The sequence below is a fragment of the Clostridium sp. UBA3061 genome (genome assembly GCF_002367465.1).
GTDB classification, from domain to species: Bacteria; Bacillota; Clostridia; order Clostridiales; family Clostridiaceae; genus Clostridium_J; species Clostridium_J sulfidigenes.
This window is the reverse complement of record NZ_DFCF01000015.1, coordinates 60549-81535: the sequence shown is the minus strand read 5'-3', so window position 1 is coordinate 81535 and position 20987 is coordinate 60549. Positions and strand designations below refer to the sequence as shown.

General features: G+C 28.0%; 22 protein-coding genes. 3 read left to right on the top strand and 19 right to left on the bottom strand.

The features are described from left to right. Positions 1–58 precede the first annotated feature (58 nt). Complete coding sequence (locus B2P65_RS14515) at positions 59–313, top strand: hypothetical protein (RefSeq protein ID WP_346880400.1); 255 nt, start codon at positions 59–61, stop codon at positions 311–313. 53 nt (positions 314–366) lie between these two features. Here the strand turns inward: B2P65_RS14515 and B2P65_RS14510 are convergent, their stop codons facing one another. The 4 genes from B2P65_RS14510 to B2P65_RS14495 all read right to left on the bottom strand — a co-directional run bounded on the left by B2P65_RS14510 (position 367) and on the right by B2P65_RS14495 (position 4783). Beyond that, positions 367–1542, bottom strand: a complete 1176-nt coding sequence (locus B2P65_RS14510) for an amidohydrolase (protein WP_346847751.1) — start codon at positions 1540–1542, stop codon at positions 367–369. A 156-nt stretch (positions 1543–1698) separates the two neighbouring features. After that, positions 1699–2427: a hypothetical protein gene (locus B2P65_RS14505; protein ID WP_346880399.1), complete on the bottom strand. Its 729-nt coding sequence runs from the start codon at positions 2425–2427 to the stop codon at positions 1699–1701. 134 nt (positions 2428–2561) lie between these two features. After that, positions 2562–3776, bottom strand: coding sequence for a hypothetical protein (locus B2P65_RS14500; protein WP_346880398.1), 1215 nt, complete (start codon positions 3774–3776; stop codon positions 2562–2564). 533 nt (positions 3777–4309) lie between these two features. After that, positions 4310–4783, bottom strand: a complete 474-nt coding sequence (locus B2P65_RS14495; protein WP_346847754.1) for a hypothetical protein — start codon at positions 4781–4783, stop codon at positions 4310–4312. A gap of 526 nt (positions 4784–5309) precedes the next feature. On the opposite strand from B2P65_RS14495, the gene B2P65_RS14490 reads away from it, so the two are divergent. After that, positions 5310–6587, top strand: a complete 1278-nt coding sequence (locus tag B2P65_RS14490; protein ID WP_346847755.1) for a dicarboxylate/amino acid:cation symporter — start codon at positions 5310–5312, stop codon at positions 6585–6587. Positions 6588–6754: 167 nt separating this feature from the next. Further along, a complete protein-coding gene (locus B2P65_RS14485; RefSeq protein ID WP_346847756.1) occupies positions 6755–7270 on the top strand; it encodes a spore coat protein in 516 nt (171 codons plus the stop codon). Positions 7271–8107: 837 nt separating this feature from the next. Here B2P65_RS14485 and B2P65_RS14480 read toward each other — a convergent pair. The 15 genes from B2P65_RS14480 to B2P65_RS14410 form a co-directional block, all read right to left on the bottom strand. After that, positions 8108–8650: a hypothetical protein gene (locus B2P65_RS14480; RefSeq protein WP_346880397.1), complete on the bottom strand. Its 543-nt coding sequence runs from the start codon at positions 8648–8650 to the stop codon at positions 8108–8110. Continuing rightward, the gene (locus B2P65_RS14475) at positions 8634–9305 is read right to left on the bottom strand and encodes an ATP-binding cassette domain-containing protein (RefSeq protein ID WP_346880396.1); all 672 of its coding nucleotides are present in this window, start codon (positions 9303–9305) and stop codon (positions 8634–8636) included. Before B2P65_RS14475 ends, B2P65_RS14480 begins: the two co-directional genes overlap by 17 nt. A 13-nt stretch (positions 9306–9318) precedes the next feature. Continuing rightward, on the bottom strand, positions 9319–10101 hold the full coding sequence (locus tag B2P65_RS14470) for a hypothetical protein (RefSeq protein ID WP_346880395.1): 783 nt from the start codon (positions 10099–10101) through the stop codon (positions 9319–9321). 819 nt (positions 10102–10920) lie between these two features. After that, entirely contained in the window at positions 10921–11736 is an 816-nt protein-coding gene (locus tag B2P65_RS14465) for a hypothetical protein (RefSeq protein ID WP_346880394.1), read from the bottom strand. Positions 11737–11816: 80 nt separating this feature from the next. Beyond that, the gene (locus tag B2P65_RS14460; protein ID WP_346880393.1) at positions 11817–12257 is read right to left on the bottom strand and encodes a hypothetical protein; all 441 of its coding nucleotides are present in this window, start codon (positions 12255–12257) and stop codon (positions 11817–11819) included. Positions 12258–13754: 1497 nt separating this feature from the next. Next, on the bottom strand, positions 13755–14612 hold the full coding sequence (locus B2P65_RS14455) for a metallophosphoesterase (protein WP_346880392.1): 858 nt from the start codon (positions 14610–14612) through the stop codon (positions 13755–13757). Positions 14613–14959: 347 nt separating this feature from the next. After that, positions 14960–15664 carry a 4Fe-4S double cluster binding domain-containing protein gene (locus B2P65_RS14450; protein WP_346880391.1) on the bottom strand — a complete coding sequence of 235 codons (705 nt, stop codon included), beginning with the start codon at positions 15662–15664 and terminating at the stop codon, positions 14960–14962. A gap of 169 nt (positions 15665–15833) precedes the next feature. Continuing rightward, entirely contained in the window at positions 15834–16451 is a 618-nt protein-coding gene (locus B2P65_RS14445; protein WP_346880390.1) for an HD domain-containing protein, read from the bottom strand. Positions 16452–16627: 176 nt separating this feature from the next. Further along, positions 16628–16843 (bottom strand): hypothetical protein, encoded by a 216-nt coding sequence (locus B2P65_RS14440; protein WP_346847761.1) that lies wholly within the window; start codon positions 16841–16843, stop codon positions 16628–16630. Positions 16844–16904: 61 nt separating this feature from the next. Then, complete coding sequence (locus B2P65_RS14435) at positions 16905–17105, bottom strand: helix-turn-helix transcriptional regulator (protein ID WP_346847762.1); 201 nt, start codon at positions 17103–17105, stop codon at positions 16905–16907. 13 nt (positions 17106–17118) lie between these two features. Continuing rightward, on the bottom strand, positions 17119–17535 hold the full coding sequence (locus tag B2P65_RS14430) for a DUF2178 domain-containing protein (protein ID WP_346880389.1): 417 nt from the start codon (positions 17533–17535) through the stop codon (positions 17119–17121). Between the two features lie 270 nt (positions 17536–17805). Next, positions 17806–19023: an MFS transporter gene (locus B2P65_RS14425; protein ID WP_346880388.1), complete on the bottom strand. Its 1218-nt coding sequence runs from the start codon at positions 19021–19023 to the stop codon at positions 17806–17808. A gap of 156 nt (positions 19024–19179) precedes the next feature. Continuing rightward, positions 19180–19398, bottom strand: a complete 219-nt coding sequence (locus tag B2P65_RS14420; protein WP_150845930.1) for a DUF1450 domain-containing protein — start codon at positions 19396–19398, stop codon at positions 19180–19182. Positions 19399–19412: 14 nt separating this feature from the next. Further along, complete coding sequence (locus B2P65_RS14415; RefSeq protein WP_346880387.1) at positions 19413–20627, bottom strand: NAD(P)/FAD-dependent oxidoreductase; 1215 nt, start codon at positions 20625–20627, stop codon at positions 19413–19415. Between the two features lie 17 nt (positions 20628–20644). Then, positions 20645–20986, bottom strand: coding sequence for a cupin domain-containing protein (locus B2P65_RS14410; RefSeq protein WP_346880386.1), 342 nt, complete (start codon positions 20984–20986; stop codon positions 20645–20647). Position 20987 lies beyond the last annotated feature (1 nt).

The window sequence follows — 20987 nt, the reverse complement described above, 5'->3', positions numbered from 1 at the left end:
TTTATTAGAATGAATAATATATTTTTTTTTGCAAATTATAAGTTAGGTAGGAGGTGATATGTCATGGAAAACAACAATTGTAAAAATAATAACAACAAAAACAACAATAATAATAACAACAATAATAATAACAACAATAATAACAAAAATAACAACAACAACAAAAATAACAACAACAACAAAAATAACAACAACAAATAATATTTCACATACACAACTTATGGGAACAAAGGAATTTGTTTCTACATGTAAGAAAGTGGCAACAAAATCAGTATTAGCTGGCTTTGTTGCCACTTTTATTATAATAAAGTAATAAAAAAGTTATTTAGTTTTAAATCAAAAACCTGTTCCTAAAAATTATTGTAGCTAGTCTTCTGGTTTATAAACCACTTCACCATCAATTATAGTATACAAAGTTTTCGTAAATATCTCCATGGGATTGCCATCAAAGATTGCAATATCAGCATCCTTTCCAACTTCAATACTTCCAACTCTATGTGATACATTACATATTTCAGCTGCATTTATTGTAATTGCTTTAAGTCCTTCATCTATACCCAATCCTTCTTTTGCTGCGAATCCAGCACAAATTGCCAAATCTTGTATTCTTGTAACAGGATGGTCTGTAGTAATAGCTACCTTTACACCTGCCTTATGCAACAAGCCTGCTGTTTTAAAATCCATATTTTGTGTCTCTATTTTATTACGTACTGATAGCGTTGGCCCAATTATAGCTGGGAATCCAGACTCCTTTATCTCTTCTGCAATTAAATGCCCTTCTGTACAGTGATCAAGAGTCATTTTTAATCCAAATTGTTTAGCTATGCGTATTGCAGTTAGAATATCATCAGCTCTATGTACATGTGCTTTTAAAGGTATCTTTTTATCAAATACAGGTAACCAACATTCTTTTCTAAACTCTTCATTAAAATCCTTGTCTTCATTACCTGATTGTTGAGAGTTTTTCTTATTTTTATAATATTGCTGAGCTTCAAACAACTCTTCTCGTAAAAGAGCAGCTATGGACATACGTGATGTTGGCATCTTATCTTTATCATTATAATTTGATTTTGGATTTTCTCCAAATGCAACCTTCATTGCAGCAGGTTCCAGAACAACCATATTATCTATTGCTCTACCGTGAGTTTTGATAAATACAAACTGCCCACCCACCACATTTGAACTTCCTGGTCCAACCATTACTCCAGTAATCCCAGCACTCAAGGCTTTGTGGAAAGTGGAATCCATAGGGTTAATAGCATCTAAGGCTTTAAGGTAAGGTGTAACTGGCTCAGTCATTTCATTGCAATCATTACCTTCGAAACCTTTTCTTTCTTCTTGAATACCAATATGACTATGAGCTTCTATTATTCCAGGCATAACTATACAATTGCTTGCATCAATGACTTCAGAAATGTCACTGTTATCTTCATCAATGTATTCTCCTACCTTTATAATTTTTTTCCCATCTATTAAGATACATCCCTTATCATAATCCACACCAGCCATGGTCAATATTTTACCATTTTTAATTAATAACATAATCTTCTCCTTTCTAACATATAATAATCATTTGAAATTATAGCTAAACAACTCTAATTTCATCTTAATCTAAATGCATTTCTTAGCTAGACTTATCTCTTATCTAAGTATTTATATTTTGTAGGATTTTAAATAATTATTCATAATATTTTAAAGTTAAATATTACAAAAAACTTTCTTTAGATATTGAACTTTAAATCCACTTAATGTAAGTAATAGTTGAGAAGGAAGATAAAATAACCATATTAAAAAACCCAGAAAAAATTTTATGTTGCCTCCTGCTACTATATTATAAAGTCCCACATTTAAATCACACATAAAAAATAAAAACATACCTAAAGCAATTATCCATGAAGTTTTTTGAGAATATTTACCTCTAGTTATGGTACTCACTGAGCAGTAAAGACTAGTGATTAATAAAGATGCATATATAAGTGCTAAAACAACAAGATTTTTTCCTATTGATGCTATTTCTATTTTTAATGAAACTGTTAAGGCTATGGACAATGATACTATAAAAAACAATAAGTTTTTATATTTACTATTTTCCATAATACTATGCCTTATTATGTAAGTTATTTGAACTAGAGAAAAGAAAAAAACTCCCATAATATAATTGCCGGAAATTGCAAGAAAATAATCTGCAATTAAGGTAAATAGTCGAGCAAGCTGAACTAAACCTTTATCTCTTTTGCTATATCCATGGGATTTAATTAATAAGGATATGATAAAGCAAAGCACTATAGCTGAATATTTTAATGTCACTGAATATTTGTTTTTTAAATCTTTGGTTATAAAATCAATCCATAAAAAAATAAAGTAAATAATAATTATTATCCTAGAGCTAATTTTTATAAGATTTTTATTGCTTATAAGTTTATCCATTTACATCACCCAAGTATATTTATTTGCATTAACTGAGATTTATATTATTCCCCTTAATTGCTTATTATACTATTTGAATAAACCTTATTTATACAAAAAACTAGTAAGGATTCTCCCTACTAGTCTCTTTGTTATTAATATTTCTTTATTAAAGATGCCGCTTCTGTCTTTCCCTCAAGAATATAATTAAAAGGAAAAGCAAATTGGAGATATTTAAATACCCACTTGTTATTTTCTTTAATAAGCACACCCTCTAATCTAAATGGCCATATACAATCTTCACCTTTAGCATTTTCTTTGAAGGTTTCAGCAATTCTTCTTCTAATGTTAAAAAGCTTTTCTTTATCATTTAAATCCTTATTAAATATATCCTTTATTTTATTAACTGTGTTTTCAAAGGACTCTTCTTCTGAAATAACTTTTTCCATAATACCTCTTATTACTACCCAAGCTATATCCTCATTAAAATCAACCATAGAATTTTCACTGTCTAACCTGATCTCATCATAGCATCCTCTATGATCCTTAATTAACTTCTTAATTTCTTCTTTACTAGTGAATATTTCTTTATCTGTATTAGCAACAAATATATTATTAGAAGAAAAATATTTATCAATTATCAAATTTAATTCCATATCCTTATCTAGATACTCACTATTAAAGTCTTTTATTAATTCTATTATTTCATTTTTATTTATCTTATTTTTATGATAAGCTTCTTCTAATTCCTTTATTTTTTTATTAACCTCAGTTCTATCACAACTATCTTTATATTCCCTTACATCTGGTAGATGTCCAACTACAGGTAAAGAAAACTGCATATGCTTTATAATCCATCTATTTTCTTTTTTTATTAATATAAAGGAAATACGTATATCCCATAGATAATCTCTTTCTATATCATCCCTTTGATTTAATAAATGACATAAGGACCAATTAATTTCTGTTAATTTAACCTTATTAGATTTTTTACTTTCATCAGAACTTTCATCAAAATATTCTTTAATATATCCTAAATAACGTGTATATGTGTCACTTCTACTGTTAAAAGAATATTTCACTGTAGCTGGAGTATAAATTATAGCTGTATTTTCAAGTTCCATTACAGTAGCCTCATCAGCTATAACTCTTAAATCTCCCCAATATTCCCAGTCACTTAAAAATATATCCTTAACTTCCTCATATCCAATACACCACTCGTCATCACATGTGCCTACTATAGTTACACTTTCATCCTTATCAAATAATTTATCCATAAAGATATCTATTTCATTAATATCCCTTTTAACATAGGCTTCATTAAATATATTCAATATTTCCTTAAATTCATTTTTTACTTGATTTTTCATATACTCATACCCCTTATCCTATTTATTTTTTCATTTTTACCTATCTAATTTAAAGGGTTAGATGTTTTACCTCTTCAACTAAATTAAAAAAGGCTGTAATAAAGCAACGCCTCATTACAACCAAAATATCTACAATATTTTACACAATAAAAAATATACTATATAAAGTGTAAAAAAGATTTTAATTTTAGTTCTATAAACTTCACATCGCTTACTTGTAAATTTTCTAAAGAAGCACAACAAATAAACCTAAATAATTAGGTAGTTAAGACTTCTTTCAGTATTAATTTTTACATTAAAAATTAATTAACAAGTAGCAATAATCACTTTATAGCACCTCCCATATGTTATGTGTAAATTTTACCATAGAAAACTTATAAAGTAAATAAAAATTATTAGACTATTTTATCAATTTATTGCATCACCAATATTTTTTCAGCAAAGTTACATAATTTAAGCTTAGTAGCATATTTTTTAATACATTTATCATAAATTATAAATTCCAACCAACCCATAGTGTATTAGTATAATACCTATACATTATTATCTATTAATCCTAGATCATATATCTTTTTAGCTATATCACTAGGACTGTCTTTACTTGTATCTACATGTAACTTTGCAGTTATGTCTTTCCATTCAAGTAACTGCTTGTCTATCATACTTTCTACTGGCTTTGGTAAAACTCCATTCATCCTTTTTGCAAATCTAGATTTTATTATTTCTGCATCAGCTGTAAAATTTATAGTAATAGCATCGTTAATAAATTTAAATTTTACTATATCCTTTTTTTCTGAGATTACATAGATTATTGATTTTGAGTGTAAATCTTTGTTATTACAACCTTCTTTCAATATTTCCTCAAATAGTTGCCATGCATTATTTTCATTTTTGTCCATACGTAAATAATCTTTTCCACTGTAAATCTGTACATCTGTAAGTTTTTTTAATTCTTCTGCTGCTGAAGATTTCCCCGAACAGCTTGGCCCCATAAATATAAATAACATAAATTCCCCTCCTAAAAATTTAATATAAACAGAGCTCTTTACTCCCACTTTGAAGAATATTGGAGTATTAGAGCTTGTAGGCATCGGATAAACAGTATCTGTTAACCTATTATACTAAGTGTAAAATATATCCATGCAAATAACAATCCTTTATATGTTATTATTTGTTAATTTATTAAAATAACTTTTCAAGTTTTATCTTTCTTCTTAACTACATTGATATTATTTACACGAATATTGCATACTTATTTTAAAATCCTTCAAAATTTACTTGTATATATCAAAAGTTTTATACATTCAACATCTATATCTATATCCATGATAATGTGCGCTATTACTAGATTAACACTCAATCAAATAATGCTATATTGATTTTAAAATATTTCATATTCATTTTTCACTTTTCCAATAATTGCAGTTTGACTTTTGTTTTTATTCATTATATAATTTTACTCACCATATAATTCTATAATTTTAGGTAAAAATTTAATTTATATAATAAAAATCATTAGAAGGGATTGGTAAAATGAAAAAAGGCAAAATAAGTTTATCAACAAAAATATTTATCGGATTAATCCTAGGTTTAATGACAGGTATTATATTCAACTTCATTCCAGAGGGTTTCATTCGCGATGAATTATTAATTAATGGAGTTTTCTATTTAGTTGGACAGGCATTTTTAAAGGCTATTATGATGCTTGTAGTACCTTTAGTTTTTATTTCTCTAGTTAACGGAGCTGCCAGCATGGGAGATATTAAAAAGTTAGGTAGAATTGGAGTAAAAACAGTATTATTTTACTTAGCTACTACGGCTATTGCCATTTCAATTGCATTATCACTGTCTACAGTATTTAAACCAGGTGTAGGATTAAATTTATCAAATTCTAGTTTAAGTGAAGTTACTATCAAAGAGGCTACACCATTAGTTGAAGTTATCCTTGATATGATACCGAACAACCCTATTGCATCCATGGCAAACGGGAACATGCTACAAATTATTGTATTTGCCATGTTAATAGGTGTAGGATTATCTACTCTAGGTGAGAAAACTAAAATGATAACAAATCTTTTTCAACAATTAAATGACCTTATTATGAAAATCGTAGACTTCGTAATGATAATTGCACCCATTGGAGTATTTGGTTTAATCGCTCGTACCTTTGCCACTCAAGGTTTTGATGCAATGATACCTTTAATAAAATATATGTCATTAGTTTTAATAAGCTTACTTATTCATGCTACTATTGTCTATGGTGGGCTATTAAAATTATTTACTAGATTAAGTCCTATAAGATTTTTCAAAAAATTCTTCCCAGCCATTTCAGTAGCTTTTTCTACCTCAAGCAGTAGTGCAACCTTACCAGTATCCATGGAAATTGCAGAAGAAAATTTAGGAATCTCAAAGGATGTTGCTTCCTTTACATTACCACTAGGGGCAACTATTAACATGGATGGGACCGCTATTATGCAAGGTGTAGCTACCGTATTTATTGCTCAAATTTATGGTGTTGATTTAACCTTAAGTTCTTTCTTAACTGTTATTTTAACAGCCACCTTAGCTTCAATTGGAACAGCTGGAGTACCTGGTGTAGGAATGATTATGTTATCCATGGTATTACAATCAGTAGGTTTACCAGTGGAAGGTATCGCTTTAATCATGGGAATTGATAGGATTCTAGATATGGCAAGAACCTCTGTTAATATTACTGGTGATGCAGTATGTACAATGATTGTAGCAAAGGCTGAAGGAGAATTTAATGAAGAAATCTTTAATTCTGAAACTGTAAAAAACAAATCCCTATAGTGATATAATTCTCATTGTTATGTCATCTATATATATACCAAACAGGTTAACACCTAAATTGAGTGTTAACCTGTTTTTTCTAGTATACTGTTTAAAATTCAATACTATTTCATTTACTAGTATAAAATAATTGGTTTTACACAAAATATAATCGGAGGTGCAGTATTATGGAAATAACATTATCACAAAAAGAAAGAACTTTACTAGAGGATCAAAAAAAACATGAGGAAATTTGCATTGAAAAGTATACAAATTATGCAAATCAAGCTAAAGACAGTCAGTTAAAAGATATTTTTAATGCTAATGGACAATCAGAAAGAACCCATCTAGGTAGCATCAATCAATTATTAAGTGGTCAACTTCCTCAAATGGGTCAGCAACAACAAGGTCAACAGAATCCGCAAAGTCAAAATCAAAACTCAGGGCAAAATATGACAGCTCAAGGTTCCACAACAAATACAAATAATATGCAATCAGGAGGAGTTAATTTATCTGATGCTGATATGTGTACAGATTTATTGATGACTGAAAAATATGTTTCAGGAACCTATGATACTACAATATTCGAATTTAGAGATACTAGAGTTCGTGATGTATTAAATCACATACAAAAAGAAGAACAAAAACACGGAGAAGCTATATTCCAATACATGGAGAAGAATGGCATGTATAACGTTCAATAGTATTAGGATTGTATCCAAATTATCTCTAGTAATATAATATAAAAAAATCATGGATAGTTCAGTATAAATAACTGATATCTATCCATGATTTTTAAATTCTTAAATTGTATAATTAATTGTAACAATAATCTATACCCCATATGTAAGATTATACCTATAGACTGGACACCACCTTTATTATAAGTTTTATGGAATATATTTGAGTTATATTCCATAAAAAAACCTTTTTAGAATATTTGTTGTAGTCCAAGTTAAACATATTTTCATCCAGAGTATTATTATATTTTATATATAGTTTCAAATTCGGAAGTATGTTTTCTACTACCTTCGTCTTCGTAAATATTTAGGTACCATGTTATTCCTTATCTAAACAAGCTATATTTTTTGACTTTAGTAAGTTTATCAATAGTGATTACATCACCGCATATTTAGTACATAGCCTGTCTAAGAAGGTCTTATATTCTTCAATATCCGATTTTCTATAGTACTTCATGCTATATGTTATTATTCTCTAAGATAATATACTGATTTCAGAATCATAGAATGGTTTGAAATTTCTGTATAAAAGATTCCCACAAAAGTTATATCGCCGACATAGCTTTAGCTTATTTAAATCCTTATTCTTTACATTAATTTCTTTTCATCCGTTGGGTCAAAAAAATTTCATCAATTTTAACCTCTGATACACGGAGACATTAGACAGCTCATCTTTCGCAGGTGTTACATTCAATGCATATATAATCTTTGAAAAGCGAAGTATATATTTTATACAAAAACAGTACCACAGCTAAAAGACATATTACTGTGCTACAAATTAGATTTTTGCTTAATATTTTTTCATTTTTTTATATCCTCACAATTTATTTCAATAGATTTTTCATACATTAAAAGATGATTTTCAATATAGTCCTTTATTTGATGCTCATATAACTGTTTACCGGGATAAAATTTTATATTATCATCTATAGCTTCATATGGGAAGATATAACTAAGAGTAATATTTTTTTCATCGTTATATTTCACAATGTTATCTTCATTGCCTTCAATCGTGTATGGAACTTCAATAATGGTATCTTTATATAGAGTTTTACTCTGATAAATCAAGTCATTGATATTAACATCCTTATTACTAGTATTTTTAATATAAAGATTAATACTGATAATATTAGTGCTTTTATTATTTGTCAGCTTACAGTCAGTAATTTTAATATCAGTACTATCCAGTTTTACTTGATCATCCATCATGAACACTTCATTTTTAAATTTCTGAGGAACTCCAAAATTCATTTTATAATATCTATAACAGATAAATAATAATAAAACACAGCTTAAGCATAGTGAAATAATAATTTTAATCTTGTTTTTATGCCTCATTTTCATTTAAAATTCCTCTCACAAGTTTTTTATTGCATATTTTACCATTATCTATAGTGTAAATTTCATCACATATGTTTTCTAATTCTTCAGTATTGTGATTTGATATTAATACTAATTTATTCTGACTCTTTAATTCTCTTATTATATTGTTTACTTTTTTTACAGAGTCCTCGTCTAAGGCATTTATAGGTTCATCCAGGATTATAACCTCAGGGTTTTCCATTACAGCTTGTACAATACCTAATTTTTGCTTCATACCTAAAGAATATTTTTTAAATGGTTTTTTTTCCTCAGGATTAAGTCCCAAAGCAATCATAGTATCTTTAATCTGTTTATCGTCAATTTTATTATTTATCTCTGCCAAATATTTCAGATTTTTAAAACCTGAGTAACTATGCAAAAAACCTGGATTTTCTAATAACACTCCTACATTTTTAGCATATGAACCGTCCATGCCCACAGGCCTACCACCAACAGTTATTGTACCTTCAGTTTTAATAAAACCGCAAATAGCCTTGAATAGCATGGTTTTACCTGAACCATTTTTCCCCTTGATACCATAAATTTTTCCTTTATCTAAAGACAAATTTATATTATCAAGAATTATATTTCCGTTTATTTCCTTTATCACATTCTCCATGTGTATATATGAGCTCATAAAATCCCTCCTGTTAAAATATTTCTTTTTTTCTAGATATAAAAATTCCTGCTAATAGGAAAATAAAGCTCAAAACTATGTTGTATAAAATAGAATATCCTATAGATAAATTATGAATAGTGTCAAAAGGGTCATGTCTTAGCACTAAATTATGTTGTCCTGGGAAAAAACTACTTTCAAAGAATACAGACGAGACACATATTATTATAGCTATAAGAAAGCAATATATATGCTTTAATTTAAATGACAGTGTGTATAAAATAATGCATAATGTTAATGAAGTTAATGAATATAATAGCAATACAGTGATAATTAAATTATTAGTATCCATTTCATAATAATATGGAGCCATATCATTATAAGGAAAATAGTAAGCTACACCTAATACTACACTCATTAAAAGCAATACGCTGTAGTAGAATAGAATAACAAGAAAAGCCCATATTATTTTAGAAATAAAAATCTGCCATAGCTTTTTGTTCCTTACAAGTATATATTTGCTATTAACTTTTATATCCTTATAAAAATAGTCACCAATTACATAAAGAATATAGGCATTAATTAACAACCATTTTATAGGGAAAACAAAATTATTAGCTAAACTCCCCCCAAACTCGCAGCCCTTAAAATTTTCAAGAATAACACTTTTAACATCAATAAGCTGATAAGATTTTAGCACTTGTATTTCTGCCCAATTTAATAAAAAATAAAAAGCAAAAAATATACCTAACTTAAATAGTACAGATTTAATATTTATTTTTATATCACGGAACAGTAGTCTTTTAATATCATTCAAAGCTTAGTCACCTTCTATAAGTTATTATTTTTAATAAACTGATCTTTTTTCACCATAAAAAATTTACCCAATATATATAAAGACCATATAATAAATATATAACACAAGTTTTTGATAGCTAGGGTATTTATGTTAATAATATTATTCGAAGAAATAATATCACATTTTAATGGAGAGAATGTACATACCTTGGTATAATCAATAAAGACCAAGGATACCATAACTATAAAAACATAACGTTTTTTTATGAAAATGCTCAGTACATTTATAATGCTTCCAATCATGGAAAGACATATAAAAGTTGAAAAGAGCATAATAAGAAGTATTTTCTTTGTTGTGAGAATTCTACTTAAAGATGTCCATATGTTGGTATCACCGTATACTTTATAGAAAAACCCTCTGTCAGTAGGCCATGTGTTGGTAAAATCACCAAGAACTATACCACCGATAATATACGTTCCCAATACCAATAAAACACTGATGATAAATGAAAATAATATAATTAGAAAGAAATTATTATTCCATAAATCACCTTTCGAATTGTATCTGATTACTCTCACCATGCGTGAATTAATAGAGATTATGTATAAAGAACAGGCACAGAATAGTGGGTTAATCATATATGTAAAGTTGGTATCCTTAAGTATGGAATTAATGTCAAACGAAAGAATAAAATCCATATTACATAGAGAATATTCATGTAAACTACTTACTATATCATCAATATTGATAATATAATAAGCTGAAGATATTGCCCATATTAGTAAGCCTACTGTAATAATAAATTTAAGTTGCCCTTTTTTAAATAAATATAAATTATTACAGTATCTCATTATGTTTGCCTCCCCAGTAAAAAATCATAAAAGTCGATAAAACCATTACAATAAAAGAAATTACCATACTTAAGATATTTGCATCGCTATATAAATATAAAAAGTTGATAGGACTATATGACCTTATATTAATGACTGCAAAAAAAATGGATGTAAGCTGCATAACTATAAAAGGAATGACTAAAACAATAAATTTATTTCTGGTTATAATACTAACAGCCAGTGATATACTGGCAATAGCACCAGAGAAGATAAAGTATATAAATAACCATAGAAACGTATAAATCATAGGATGATTCAAATATAAATCTAAATTAAGACTTCCTATTCTGAGATTATTTGTATTTAAAATTTCTGGCTGAAGAGTTGCTTCAAAACATATATGAATTAAGAAATTTATTAGCAGTGGCAGAGTAAAAGCTATTCCAGCAAGAACAAAGTTGGCAAAAAATTTATTTATGAAGTATTTATTTTTACTACATCTTGAAAAAATGCTCTTTAAAAACCCACTGTTTAAATCTTCCAAATACGAATCTCCATATGCTATAGATACAATGATAGGCATAATGCAAAATAATATATTAGATACATCTGTAAATCTAAACATAATAAAGTTTTCACATGAGGAAACTATTCCACATTTCATGAAATCTTCTAAAAAATACGGATAGTTTGCATAAGGCATTGAAAGATAATAATAATCATTTTTAATAATATTAATTGCGCAAAAAATAAAAGCTATCAGCAAAGCTATAATAAATGATTTTCTTTTCAATCCCCTTTTAAGTTCAAGCTTTAACATAATAATCTCCTTTTAAAATAGAATATGATAAAATAAGCAAACAGTATGAGAAAAATTCTCACACTGCTTAAACATATGGATTAAACAGAATCCGGGCTCCATTTACCCTCTGAAGAACCACAGCCACTATTATAACCTCTATATTTAGAAATGTGCATCTTAACAGAACGATATCCATTTTCATAGGCATTACTTGGAACATACACTTCTACATTCCCTGGAAAACTAACTGCTGGAAGGACTCTATAAGTACCTGTCAAGTCTTTTCCATTATCTCCTCGTTTAAGCTGCATACCCATTCCATAGTTCCGATCGATGTTACCAGATATAACTCGACCATAGCCAGAGGTAGTATCAGTTTTAGGTCTTGCTTTAGTTAGCATTGAAGTTGAATTAGTATAGCTTGCATCAAGGTACCAGTCTGAATCCTTACAATTATTAGCCAAGGCTGTAGATAAGCTAAGACCTGATAATAATATTGCTGCAGATAAAGCTACATAAATTTTTTTACTTTTTTTCATCAAAACACCTCATCTATAAAATATTTACTATATAAGTTCTAATTAAGTCTATACATTAAAATTGCTTAAAATTTTAGATAGTATTAAATAGTTAAATGTATTTTCTTTACTAAAACCTACATAATACATAGTATACAAAAAAAGGATTATAGTAAATATATAGATATATAGTAAATAGAATTAAATATTTATAAATATATACTTATTTATAAATATTAATATAATTATATGAATAATTAAAAATATTGTATTAAATATTATAAATGTAAAATAATATAAATTAATCCAATATACTTCCCTTAGTATAGAAAAGTAAAAAAATAAAACTATTTATTATAAAAATAATATAGATGACTCTCAGTTAATAACTACCAATGAGAAAATTTAAACACAAGTTTTCTCAGTAATTATTTATACTGCTCCCCAGGCTACTTTCATGGTTTTAAAAGCAGCTTCTATTTCAGGTCAATAGTATAATTACCGCATTATAAATCCCATTAAGATTTCCTTCATAACAATAAACCTAATATTTTAAATTATTTACTGTAACAGGATAAACATCATTCTCATATTATTAAGATAGTTTGTCCTTCTTACATTACAAAAGGTGCTTATGAAATGATACAATAAGAAGATAATTAAGGAATTATCAAATTTTTGTGGTCATGCTTGAAACTTTCTACATTTTGAACTTGACATTTACATTAGTATAGCTATTTAAAATTTAAAAATGTTCCATAGGTCCCTGGGGTTATTTTTAAATTTTACCTAAATAATTTTATTAAGGATCATCTTCATAAAATTCTTTTTTATCTTCCTTTTCCTTTTAAAGCAGAAAATGAGAAATCCTGTATAAAGATAGAGATTAATAGTGAAAAAGATAAAAGAACTAATTTTTGAAAAAAAGATTGTTCAAAAATTAATTCTTTATTAGTTTATCTTAAATTATTTTTGTAAAAAGTTTGCCCATGATATATTTTGCATTAATCCCTTAAATCAAACTGCCTTTTCATCTTAATTAGTTAAATACCACTTACTTTGAGCTTCATACATCTCAATATATCTTCTATCTATACTCATAAGTTCATCATGGGTACCTACTTGTACAATTTCACCTTTGTCCATAACTACTATTCTATCTTCACTCTTAGCAGAACCAAGTCTATGAATAACTATTATGGCAGTTTTATCCTTGGATATCTCTTTAAACTTCTTATATATCTTACTCTTATATAGGGTCTATGGCCACTGTAGGTTCATCTAGGCTTATCATGTTACTATCATTGTAAAAACCCCTAGCTATAGTTAGCCTTTACCATTGCCCACCTGATAAATCTATACCATCAAATTCTCTAGATAGCATGGTATCATAACCATCTTGAAATTTTTCCTTTGAAACCTGAAAATCTGCTTTATCTATAGCTTCTTTTAACAGTTCCTGGATAAGTAAAACTTACATTATCAATTGCAATACTAGGCACTCCTATATTATCTAGGTTATTCTTTATTTTTCAATATCACTTTTACAATTTCAGGTCTGTTAAATAATCTTATAGGTATAATACTGTTTCCTAGTCCTCTACTTACATACATACAAGTGTTATCTTTCTGATACTCACCCGCTGTATATTTCGGGAAAAATCCTTGGTCGGGAGCAACTATTCCAATGTCAACAAATGGTATTCTAAACTGGCCTCCGTGTGCATGTCCACTTAATACTAAATCCACATTGCTCTTTGCATAATTATCTAATTGCTGTGGTTCATGGGCTAATAAAATACATAAGGCATCACTTTGTACATTCTCCATCATATCATTTAATGTATTATCTAATATATTTACATTATCATATGTATTAAAATTCTGGTCTTCAATACCCATTAAATAAAAATTATCATTTACTGATACATAGTCATTATCAAGCAGATGTACTCCTTTATTTTTCATATTTTCTTCTAACTTTTTAAAATCACCTTTACTTAAATAACACTCATGATTTCCTGTAACATAATACACAGGAGCTATATCAACAATATTCTCAACAAATGATATAGCAACATTAATATCTGTATGTTTACTATCAACTATATCCCCAGTTATTACAATCATATCTGGATTTTCTTCTGCTATCTTATCTATAAGTTTCTTGTTATCCGTTCCAAATTTCTTATTATGTAAATCAGATATGTGAATGATCGTATATCCATCAGTATCTGCTGTTACTTTTTCATTAATATAATCATATTCCGTTATCATTAAACCATTATTTTGCCAATAAAAAAAATAGTACAATAAAACAGCAATTACTACTACTGTAGCACAAACTATACTCTTTCGTTTTAACTTACTTTTCATATATGTCTCTCTCCTTTAAAGTAGTTTGTAGTATATATTATAACACCCTCTTTACTTAAATAACATATTTATACATAAATGTTTATTTATAATTGAAATAATCGTATTAGTGAAAGCTAATTTTTATTAAAATATTGCTTTACTCTAGGAGACTTAGCCTTAGTCATATCAATGGCATAAAGGTGCAAGAACATAAAAACATTGATTCTCATAAAACTTAACTTAGAGTTATATTATTGTATTTTTTAATTTTCTTTCTAACTTTCTTCAAAATAAAAAGAGAAAATCAGGTAACATTAATTTAGTTAGCCTTCTTATCTCTTACTTAAAATATCACTAAAATATTTCTAATCACACCTATGGGAATTTCTTTTAATATATTGCTGTGTATATGGACATATCTCAATACATTTTCCACATAAAGACATTTCTATTCCTATTCTTTGTTTTAGTAGTTCTCTTGCTTTTTTACGACATTTAAAAGGATTTATTAGTTCTTCTCTTGTTGAATTTATATTCCATAAATTACCTTTTATTGCTGCTGCTGGGCAAGCATCAACACACTTACTACATTTTCCGCACCTAGAATCATTGATATGCATATCTGGTATGACTGGCATATCAGTTAGTATTGAAGAGATACGAACTGCACTACCATATTGTTGAGTAACTAAAAGAGTATTTTTGCCAATCCAACCCATTCCTGCCCGTGTAGCAACTCTCTTATGTGGTAAATAAGTAGTCAAATTTTCATCACTAGTAACATATGTTGAAGTTTGAGCTAGTGCACTATATCCCTGCTTCTCTATGTATCTTACACAGCATATAGCGATATCATCAAGTTCTTTGTTTATTTTTTTGTATTCCTCATAATATTCTTTTGTTGGTCCTTCATAAATACCTTGTATAATTTCAGTCTTAAATTTTATTGCAAATGCAATACCATACTTTAGATTATTATGCAATGAGGTATTAACGCTATTTAAATCTGCAAATCCAACCAATGATGCCCCTAGACTTTTTAGATATGACTTTAATTCATTCTCCCTCACAATACTTTCTCCTAACTCAAAGAATTGATAACATAAATTTTAAATAGCTTCAAATTGCTAATTTTACAATTAATCCCTTCCTTAATTTTTCTTATAATACATTCTTCAGGAGTTTCTCTTTTCTTTTTAACAATTTTATACTTACATGTTTTGCACTTTCTTTAAAAGTTTAATCAAAAGTATTTTTTTCTATTCCTGGCAGGATACTATAAATAGATTTTCCTATTTTACCCTCAAAATATTCTTTTATTTCAAAGGTTTTTTTCCATTTCTCTAGTGTAAAATCAGTAAATCCATATCTCATAACCACATCAACCATCCTTTTTTCTATTAAACAAAATCCTGATGGAAGAGCCAATACATCACATAATTGAATTAATTTATCGTATGAATTATATTCGATATTATCTAAATAATTTTTAATAAAGTCGTATTCTGTTTTAGTTAAATCCATTTCTCCACATATATCATCTACATTACTGCATAGAAAACCATGGGTGATTGAAATTCTAGCCACAAAATCATATCCATTTTCTAATGCATAGTTATATCCATCAATAGCATGTCTTACATAATGTCTACCATTCCTTCTTCCAATATCGTGAAGTAATCCCAGTACATAGGCTGTATCTTCATCCAAATCCCTATCATATTGAGCAATTAGAGCTGCTGCCTCTGCTACATATCTTGAGTGTTCCACCCATGGACCAGGATTTAAAATAGATGCTTCCTCTAATATTTTTTCAGCTATCTTTCGATTGGGAACTTTGTATTTCAACTCTTCCATGATTCTTCTCCTTATTACTTAAATAGATTAATAATTTAAATTTTTTCATAACTTTCTCTAAACTATTCTATAGTCATCATTCAAATTCCTTTAAATACAAAAACCATGAAACTTATTTTTAAGAATCATGGTTTTTATCTCATTTTTTATTAACTTTAACTACTCAACATTACAAATTACTTAATTATAAAAGATAAAACTCCTAAACCTATACACGTAATTCCACCTAACAATTGGCCTATTCCAGAAGCTTCTCCTAATATTAAAAGGTTAAAAATATTTTTTCTTGTTTGCGTTTTCCCTACAAACGCCTTATCTGTTTTCATTCTATATACTCCCCATAATGTTAATACTACTCCGAAAAGTATAAATAATAGTTTTTCAATTATCATAATATTTTCCTCCGCTCATTATTTTATTATTTTAACAATTTTATTGCATACATTTTTATAATTAGTCATCTTCTTCAAATATAAAAGTTTCTTCAATTGGTAGGTTAAAGACCGAAGAAATTTTATATGCCAATAAAACAGATGGATTATATTGTTGTTTTTCTAAAGAAATAATTGTTCTTGAAGACACACATACTTTATCTGCTAATTCTTGTTGTGTTATCTTATGTTCTAAACGCAATTCTTTTATCCTATTTTTCATAGCCTTCTCCTAATTAAAGAAAATAATTATAATATTTTTTAGCTAATATATTCGTAATCATGCAAAATATTATAATTATAAATAAAGCAGCATTTGTTGGAATTGTAATCCATTTTGAAAGAAACATCATAAGTATAATCACAATCATTAGAATTCTCATGGTAAAGTGTGAAGCTTTTCCTTCTATTAAGTCATCTCTTTCATCATATTCTTTTGACATCTCTCTTTCCAACTGTTTTCTATTAGCATTATATTTAATGTGGGAAGTTATAGCGAAAACTAAAAACCCTACCCCTACGAAAAACATTATAATACCTGAATAAAGTCCTTCTGTAATACTAGCTCTAGTATAATTAAAAATTATTTCAAATAAACCCATTATGAGAATTGCCAATGAGCATAAATATAGCTCAGTAAATCTATTTTTCAAACGAATCGCTCCTAACATAGTATAATATGAAGTTCACTTCATGTGAAGCTAACTTCATATTACTCTATGTTGAATGAGATGTCAAGAATTAATTTATTTTGTTAGGACCATTGCATTTTTGACAGTGTTTTGGAAAATTACTCTTGATAATCTACATATTGTTCAATAACAAGAGCAGCAGGCAACTTGATTAGTTATAAAGCAAAACTAGCCTATATATTAATTTAACTAGTAAATTAATATATAGGCTTCTGTAATTATTGAATATACTTATATCTCGCTAATATCTAAAACTTCATCAACAGCTCTATTAAAACTCCTTTTTAGATTGAAGATGCATAGAATAATTAGTATAACTGCAATACTTGTAAAGGAGTTACCTATACCAATTAAATTATATAGTGGAGTAGCAATTAAAAGCCCTAGGATAGCAAAGAGAGTTAGTAGTATTTTGTAGAAGGAGAATACTCTTCCAAGATACTCTTTAGGTATACTATTTTGAATTATAGTGCTAGAATATATCCCCTGAAGGTTTTGAGCTAAACCTAAAATAATTAAAATTCCAAAGGTTATAATAAAGCTTTGTGAATATCCAAATATAATATAGCTAATACCAATAATTACTGTAGAAATAGTAAATAATGTTACATGATTTTTCTTAGATAAGACCTTAACTACGAAAGGTACTGAAAGTCCTCCAAGGGCCAAAGCATAAGAAAAGTAAATAATGCCTTCTGGGTTTAGATTTAATAAAACATCAGAAACTGCTACTTTATAGGTTTCATAGAACCTTCCTAATACTGCAAACATGCTCATTATAATAAATACAGTTTTAACACTAGAATATCTTGAAAATATCTTATATCCTTCAATGCCACTTTTTATTATTCCAGACCTTGTTGCAGCTTTATCAGACTTTATAAAGTCATATTTAATTAGACTAAATAAGACTCCAGAAATTAAGAAACTTATAGCATTTATAGTAAACAAAATATTGCTACCATAAAGCTTATAAAGAACTCCTCCAATAGCAGGAGAAAGAAATACACTGGTGGATTGTAAAAATGAAAAAATAGAATTAGAGTAGGACAGCTCTTCCTTAGATACTAATTCAGGAAGAATGGCAGTTTCAGAGCTTACATCAATGTCATTAAGAGATTGCAGAATAAATGCTAGAATATACACGAGCCATAATCTCTGTTCATTAATAAAAATAAAGAGAAATGCAAAAATCACACTAACTAGATTAGTAACCATAATAACCCTTTTCTTATTATAAGAGTCAGCTATGAGTCCTGATAAATACAGCATAGGAATTCTTAAAACACCCCTAGAAAGCCACATAAGAGCCACTGCACCAACGGATTTTGTTAAGCTATATATGTATACAGTTACACCTATATTGTAAAGATAATCTCCTATAGAAGAAATAAATCCTCCAATAGATAACAAAGTAAAATTTTTATTTTTAAATAAATCTTTGTACAAAGCACCATCCCCCAAACAATTATTATCTTTAGTTTAATAGCAAAATTTAGAAATTTAAAGTCTATATTTTGCATTTTTTAAGTGATATAATTAAGTTAGGGAAATAAATTATTGAAAAAGAGGATATTTATGTGTTATCAATATGAGCCAAAGACTTTATATTAACTCTTCAATTTTTTCATATAATTCATCTGCTGAATCTGCCAGAATCATTTCGTCATTAACAAGTGCATATGGATTAGTAGCACAGTCTCCACAATATCCTAAGCATGATTCTACTGTTACATCTACGTCAGGATAATTCTCTTGTAATTTCTTCATGGTATCTTCAGTTCCATATGTAAAATTATTTTCACAAAATTTTATTTCTGTCATATTTATTCTCTCCTTTATTTTCTACTTTGTATGTTATCCAATAATTCTGTTACTGAAATTTTAGATAAATCAATAGCTTCTAAAGATATTTCTTTTTCAATGGCTGATTTTAATATTGGTGATCGTTTCGTATCTCCAATTACAATAGCCCCTACTATTTTTCTATCTCTTACAAACACCTTCATATATTGACCTTCATCATCATCCTCTACAAGAACATTAGTTGCATTATTTTCATCTACACATCCCATAGAAAATAAGGATAATTTAAAAGCGTTTAAAGTAGTAACAGGAACAATATGCTTATAAGTACTATCTTTTCCTATCATATTATATCCTGCAACTTTACCCTGGCCTATTGATATATTCCACAGTCCTGGAACAAAGTTATCAAGTTCAGCAACATCACCTGCTGCATATATATCTGCTATATTAGTTTCCATCTTTTCATTTATAACAATTCCTTTTTCACACTTAATAGGCGTATCTTCAAACATTTCTATGTTAGGCTTTATTCCAGCAGAATATATAACCTTATTACAATGCATAAATTCATCTGAACTTGTTACAACACCTTCAACCTCATTATTTCCTGCTATTTTATTAACTCTCGTATTTAAGTATATATTAATGCCAAACTTTTCTACTGAATCCTGAAGTATTTTAGATGCCCTTTCATCTAATTGATTTGGCATTAGTCTAGATTGAATCTCAACAATAGAAACATTGATTCCATGCTGATTCAAATTCCAAGCAGTTTCTAATCCTTGTATTCCTCCGCCAATGTTTATAACACTTTCACCTTTTTTTATTTTACTTTTAATATCCCATGCATCCTGTAACGTTCTTAAGTTAAAGACACCTGGTTTTTCTATTCCTTCAACTGGAGGTTTATTATTTCTTGCTCCATTTGCTAATAAAAGTTTGTCATACTTAAGTATACTTTCATCACATAAAACTACTTCTTTATTTTCAATATTAACCTTTACTACTTTTTTGCTTACGTAAATATTAACCTTATTTTCTTCATACCATGATTTCTTTAGAAGAAGAGTATTATCTTCAGAGAGTTCATCAAATAGATTCTTAGACAATTTTATTCTGTTATATGGGTAAAATTTCTCTTCTCCAAATATAAATATTTCTGACTCTTTATCTACTTCTCTTATGGCTTTCACTGCAGTAATTCCTGTTATTCCATTTCCTATTATAATAATCCTATTTGTCATATTCTTTCACCACCCTTTTATATTCCTTTTGAATATACTGCTGATGGATTTGGAGCTAATACTACAAATAATGACATATCATTATTGCCATTATTTTTTATACTAAACACTTCTACTCCTTTACAATGAATTACATCTCCTTGTGTTATTTTATTTGAATTTCCATCTACAGTCATTTCACCATCTCCACAAAGTACATGAATAAGTAAATCACTTTGCTCATGATTATGTGGTGGCACTCCTTGCCCTGGTCTAAAATTTAAAACAAAATTCAATATCTTATCTTCTTTATAAATTATTTTCTTAGTTAAGGATTCATCATTGTACATTATTTTGTCAGATATTTTTTCTATTTTCATA

Bases quoted from the DNA above. Each gene is read 5' to 3' on its own strand.
- B2P65_RS14495 (WP_346847754.1), bottom strand. From the start codon at position 4,783: ATGTTATTTATATTTATGGGGCCAAGCTGTTCGGGGAAATCTTCAGCA.
- B2P65_RS14435 (WP_346847762.1), bottom strand. From the start codon at position 17,105: ATGAAAAATAGGATAAAAGAATTGCGTTTAGAACATAAGATAACACAA.
- B2P65_RS14480 (WP_346880397.1), bottom strand. From the start codon at position 8,650: ATGAAAATGAGGCATAAAAACAAGATTAAAATTATTATTTCACTATGC.
- B2P65_RS14460 (WP_346880393.1), bottom strand. From the start codon at position 12,257: ATGAAAAAAAGTAAAAAAATTTATGTAGCTTTATCTGCAGCAATATTA.
- B2P65_RS14445 (WP_346880390.1), bottom strand. From the start codon at position 16,451: ATGGAAGAGTTGAAATACAAAGTTCCCAATCGAAAGATAGCTGAAAAA.
- B2P65_RS14500 (WP_346880398.1), bottom strand. From the start codon at position 3,776: ATGAAAAATCAAGTAAAAAATGAATTTAAGGAAATATTGAATATATTT.
- B2P65_RS14455 (WP_346880392.1), bottom strand. From the start codon at position 14,612: ATGAAAAGTAAGTTAAAACGAAAGAGTATAGTTTGTGCTACAGTAGTA.
- B2P65_RS14510 (WP_346847751.1), bottom strand. From the start codon at position 1,542: ATGTTATTAATTAAAAATGGTAAAATATTGACCATGGCTGGTGTGGAT.
- B2P65_RS14475 (WP_346880396.1), bottom strand. From the start codon at position 9,305: ATGAGCTCATATATACACATGGAGAATGTGATAAAGGAAATAAACGGA.
- B2P65_RS14465 (WP_346880394.1), bottom strand. From the start codon at position 11,736: ATGTTAAAGCTTGAACTTAAAAGGGGATTGAAAAGAAAATCATTTATT.
- B2P65_RS14420 (WP_150845930.1), bottom strand. From the start codon at position 19,398: ATGACAGAAATAAAATTTTGTGAAAATAATTTTACATATGGAACTGAA.
- B2P65_RS14505 (WP_346880399.1), bottom strand. From the start codon at position 2,427: ATGGATAAACTTATAAGCAATAAAAATCTTATAAAAATTAGCTCTAGG.
- B2P65_RS14440 (WP_346847761.1), bottom strand. From the start codon at position 16,843: ATGATAATTGAAAAACTATTATTTATACTTTTCGGAGTAGTATTAACA.
- B2P65_RS14515 (WP_346880400.1), top strand. From the start codon at position 59: ATGTCATGGAAAACAACAATTGTAAAAATAATAACAACAAAAACAACA.
- B2P65_RS14490 (WP_346847755.1), top strand. From the start codon at position 5,310: ATGAAAAAAGGCAAAATAAGTTTATCAACAAAAATATTTATCGGATTA.
- B2P65_RS14410 (WP_346880386.1), bottom strand. From the start codon at position 20,986: ATGAAAATAGAAAAAATATCTGACAAAATAATGTACAATGATGAATCC.
- B2P65_RS14485 (WP_346847756.1), top strand. From the start codon at position 6,755: ATGGAAATAACATTATCACAAAAAGAAAGAACTTTACTAGAGGATCAA.
- B2P65_RS14415 (WP_346880387.1), bottom strand. From the start codon at position 20,627: ATGACAAATAGGATTATTATAATAGGAAATGGAATAACAGGAATTACT.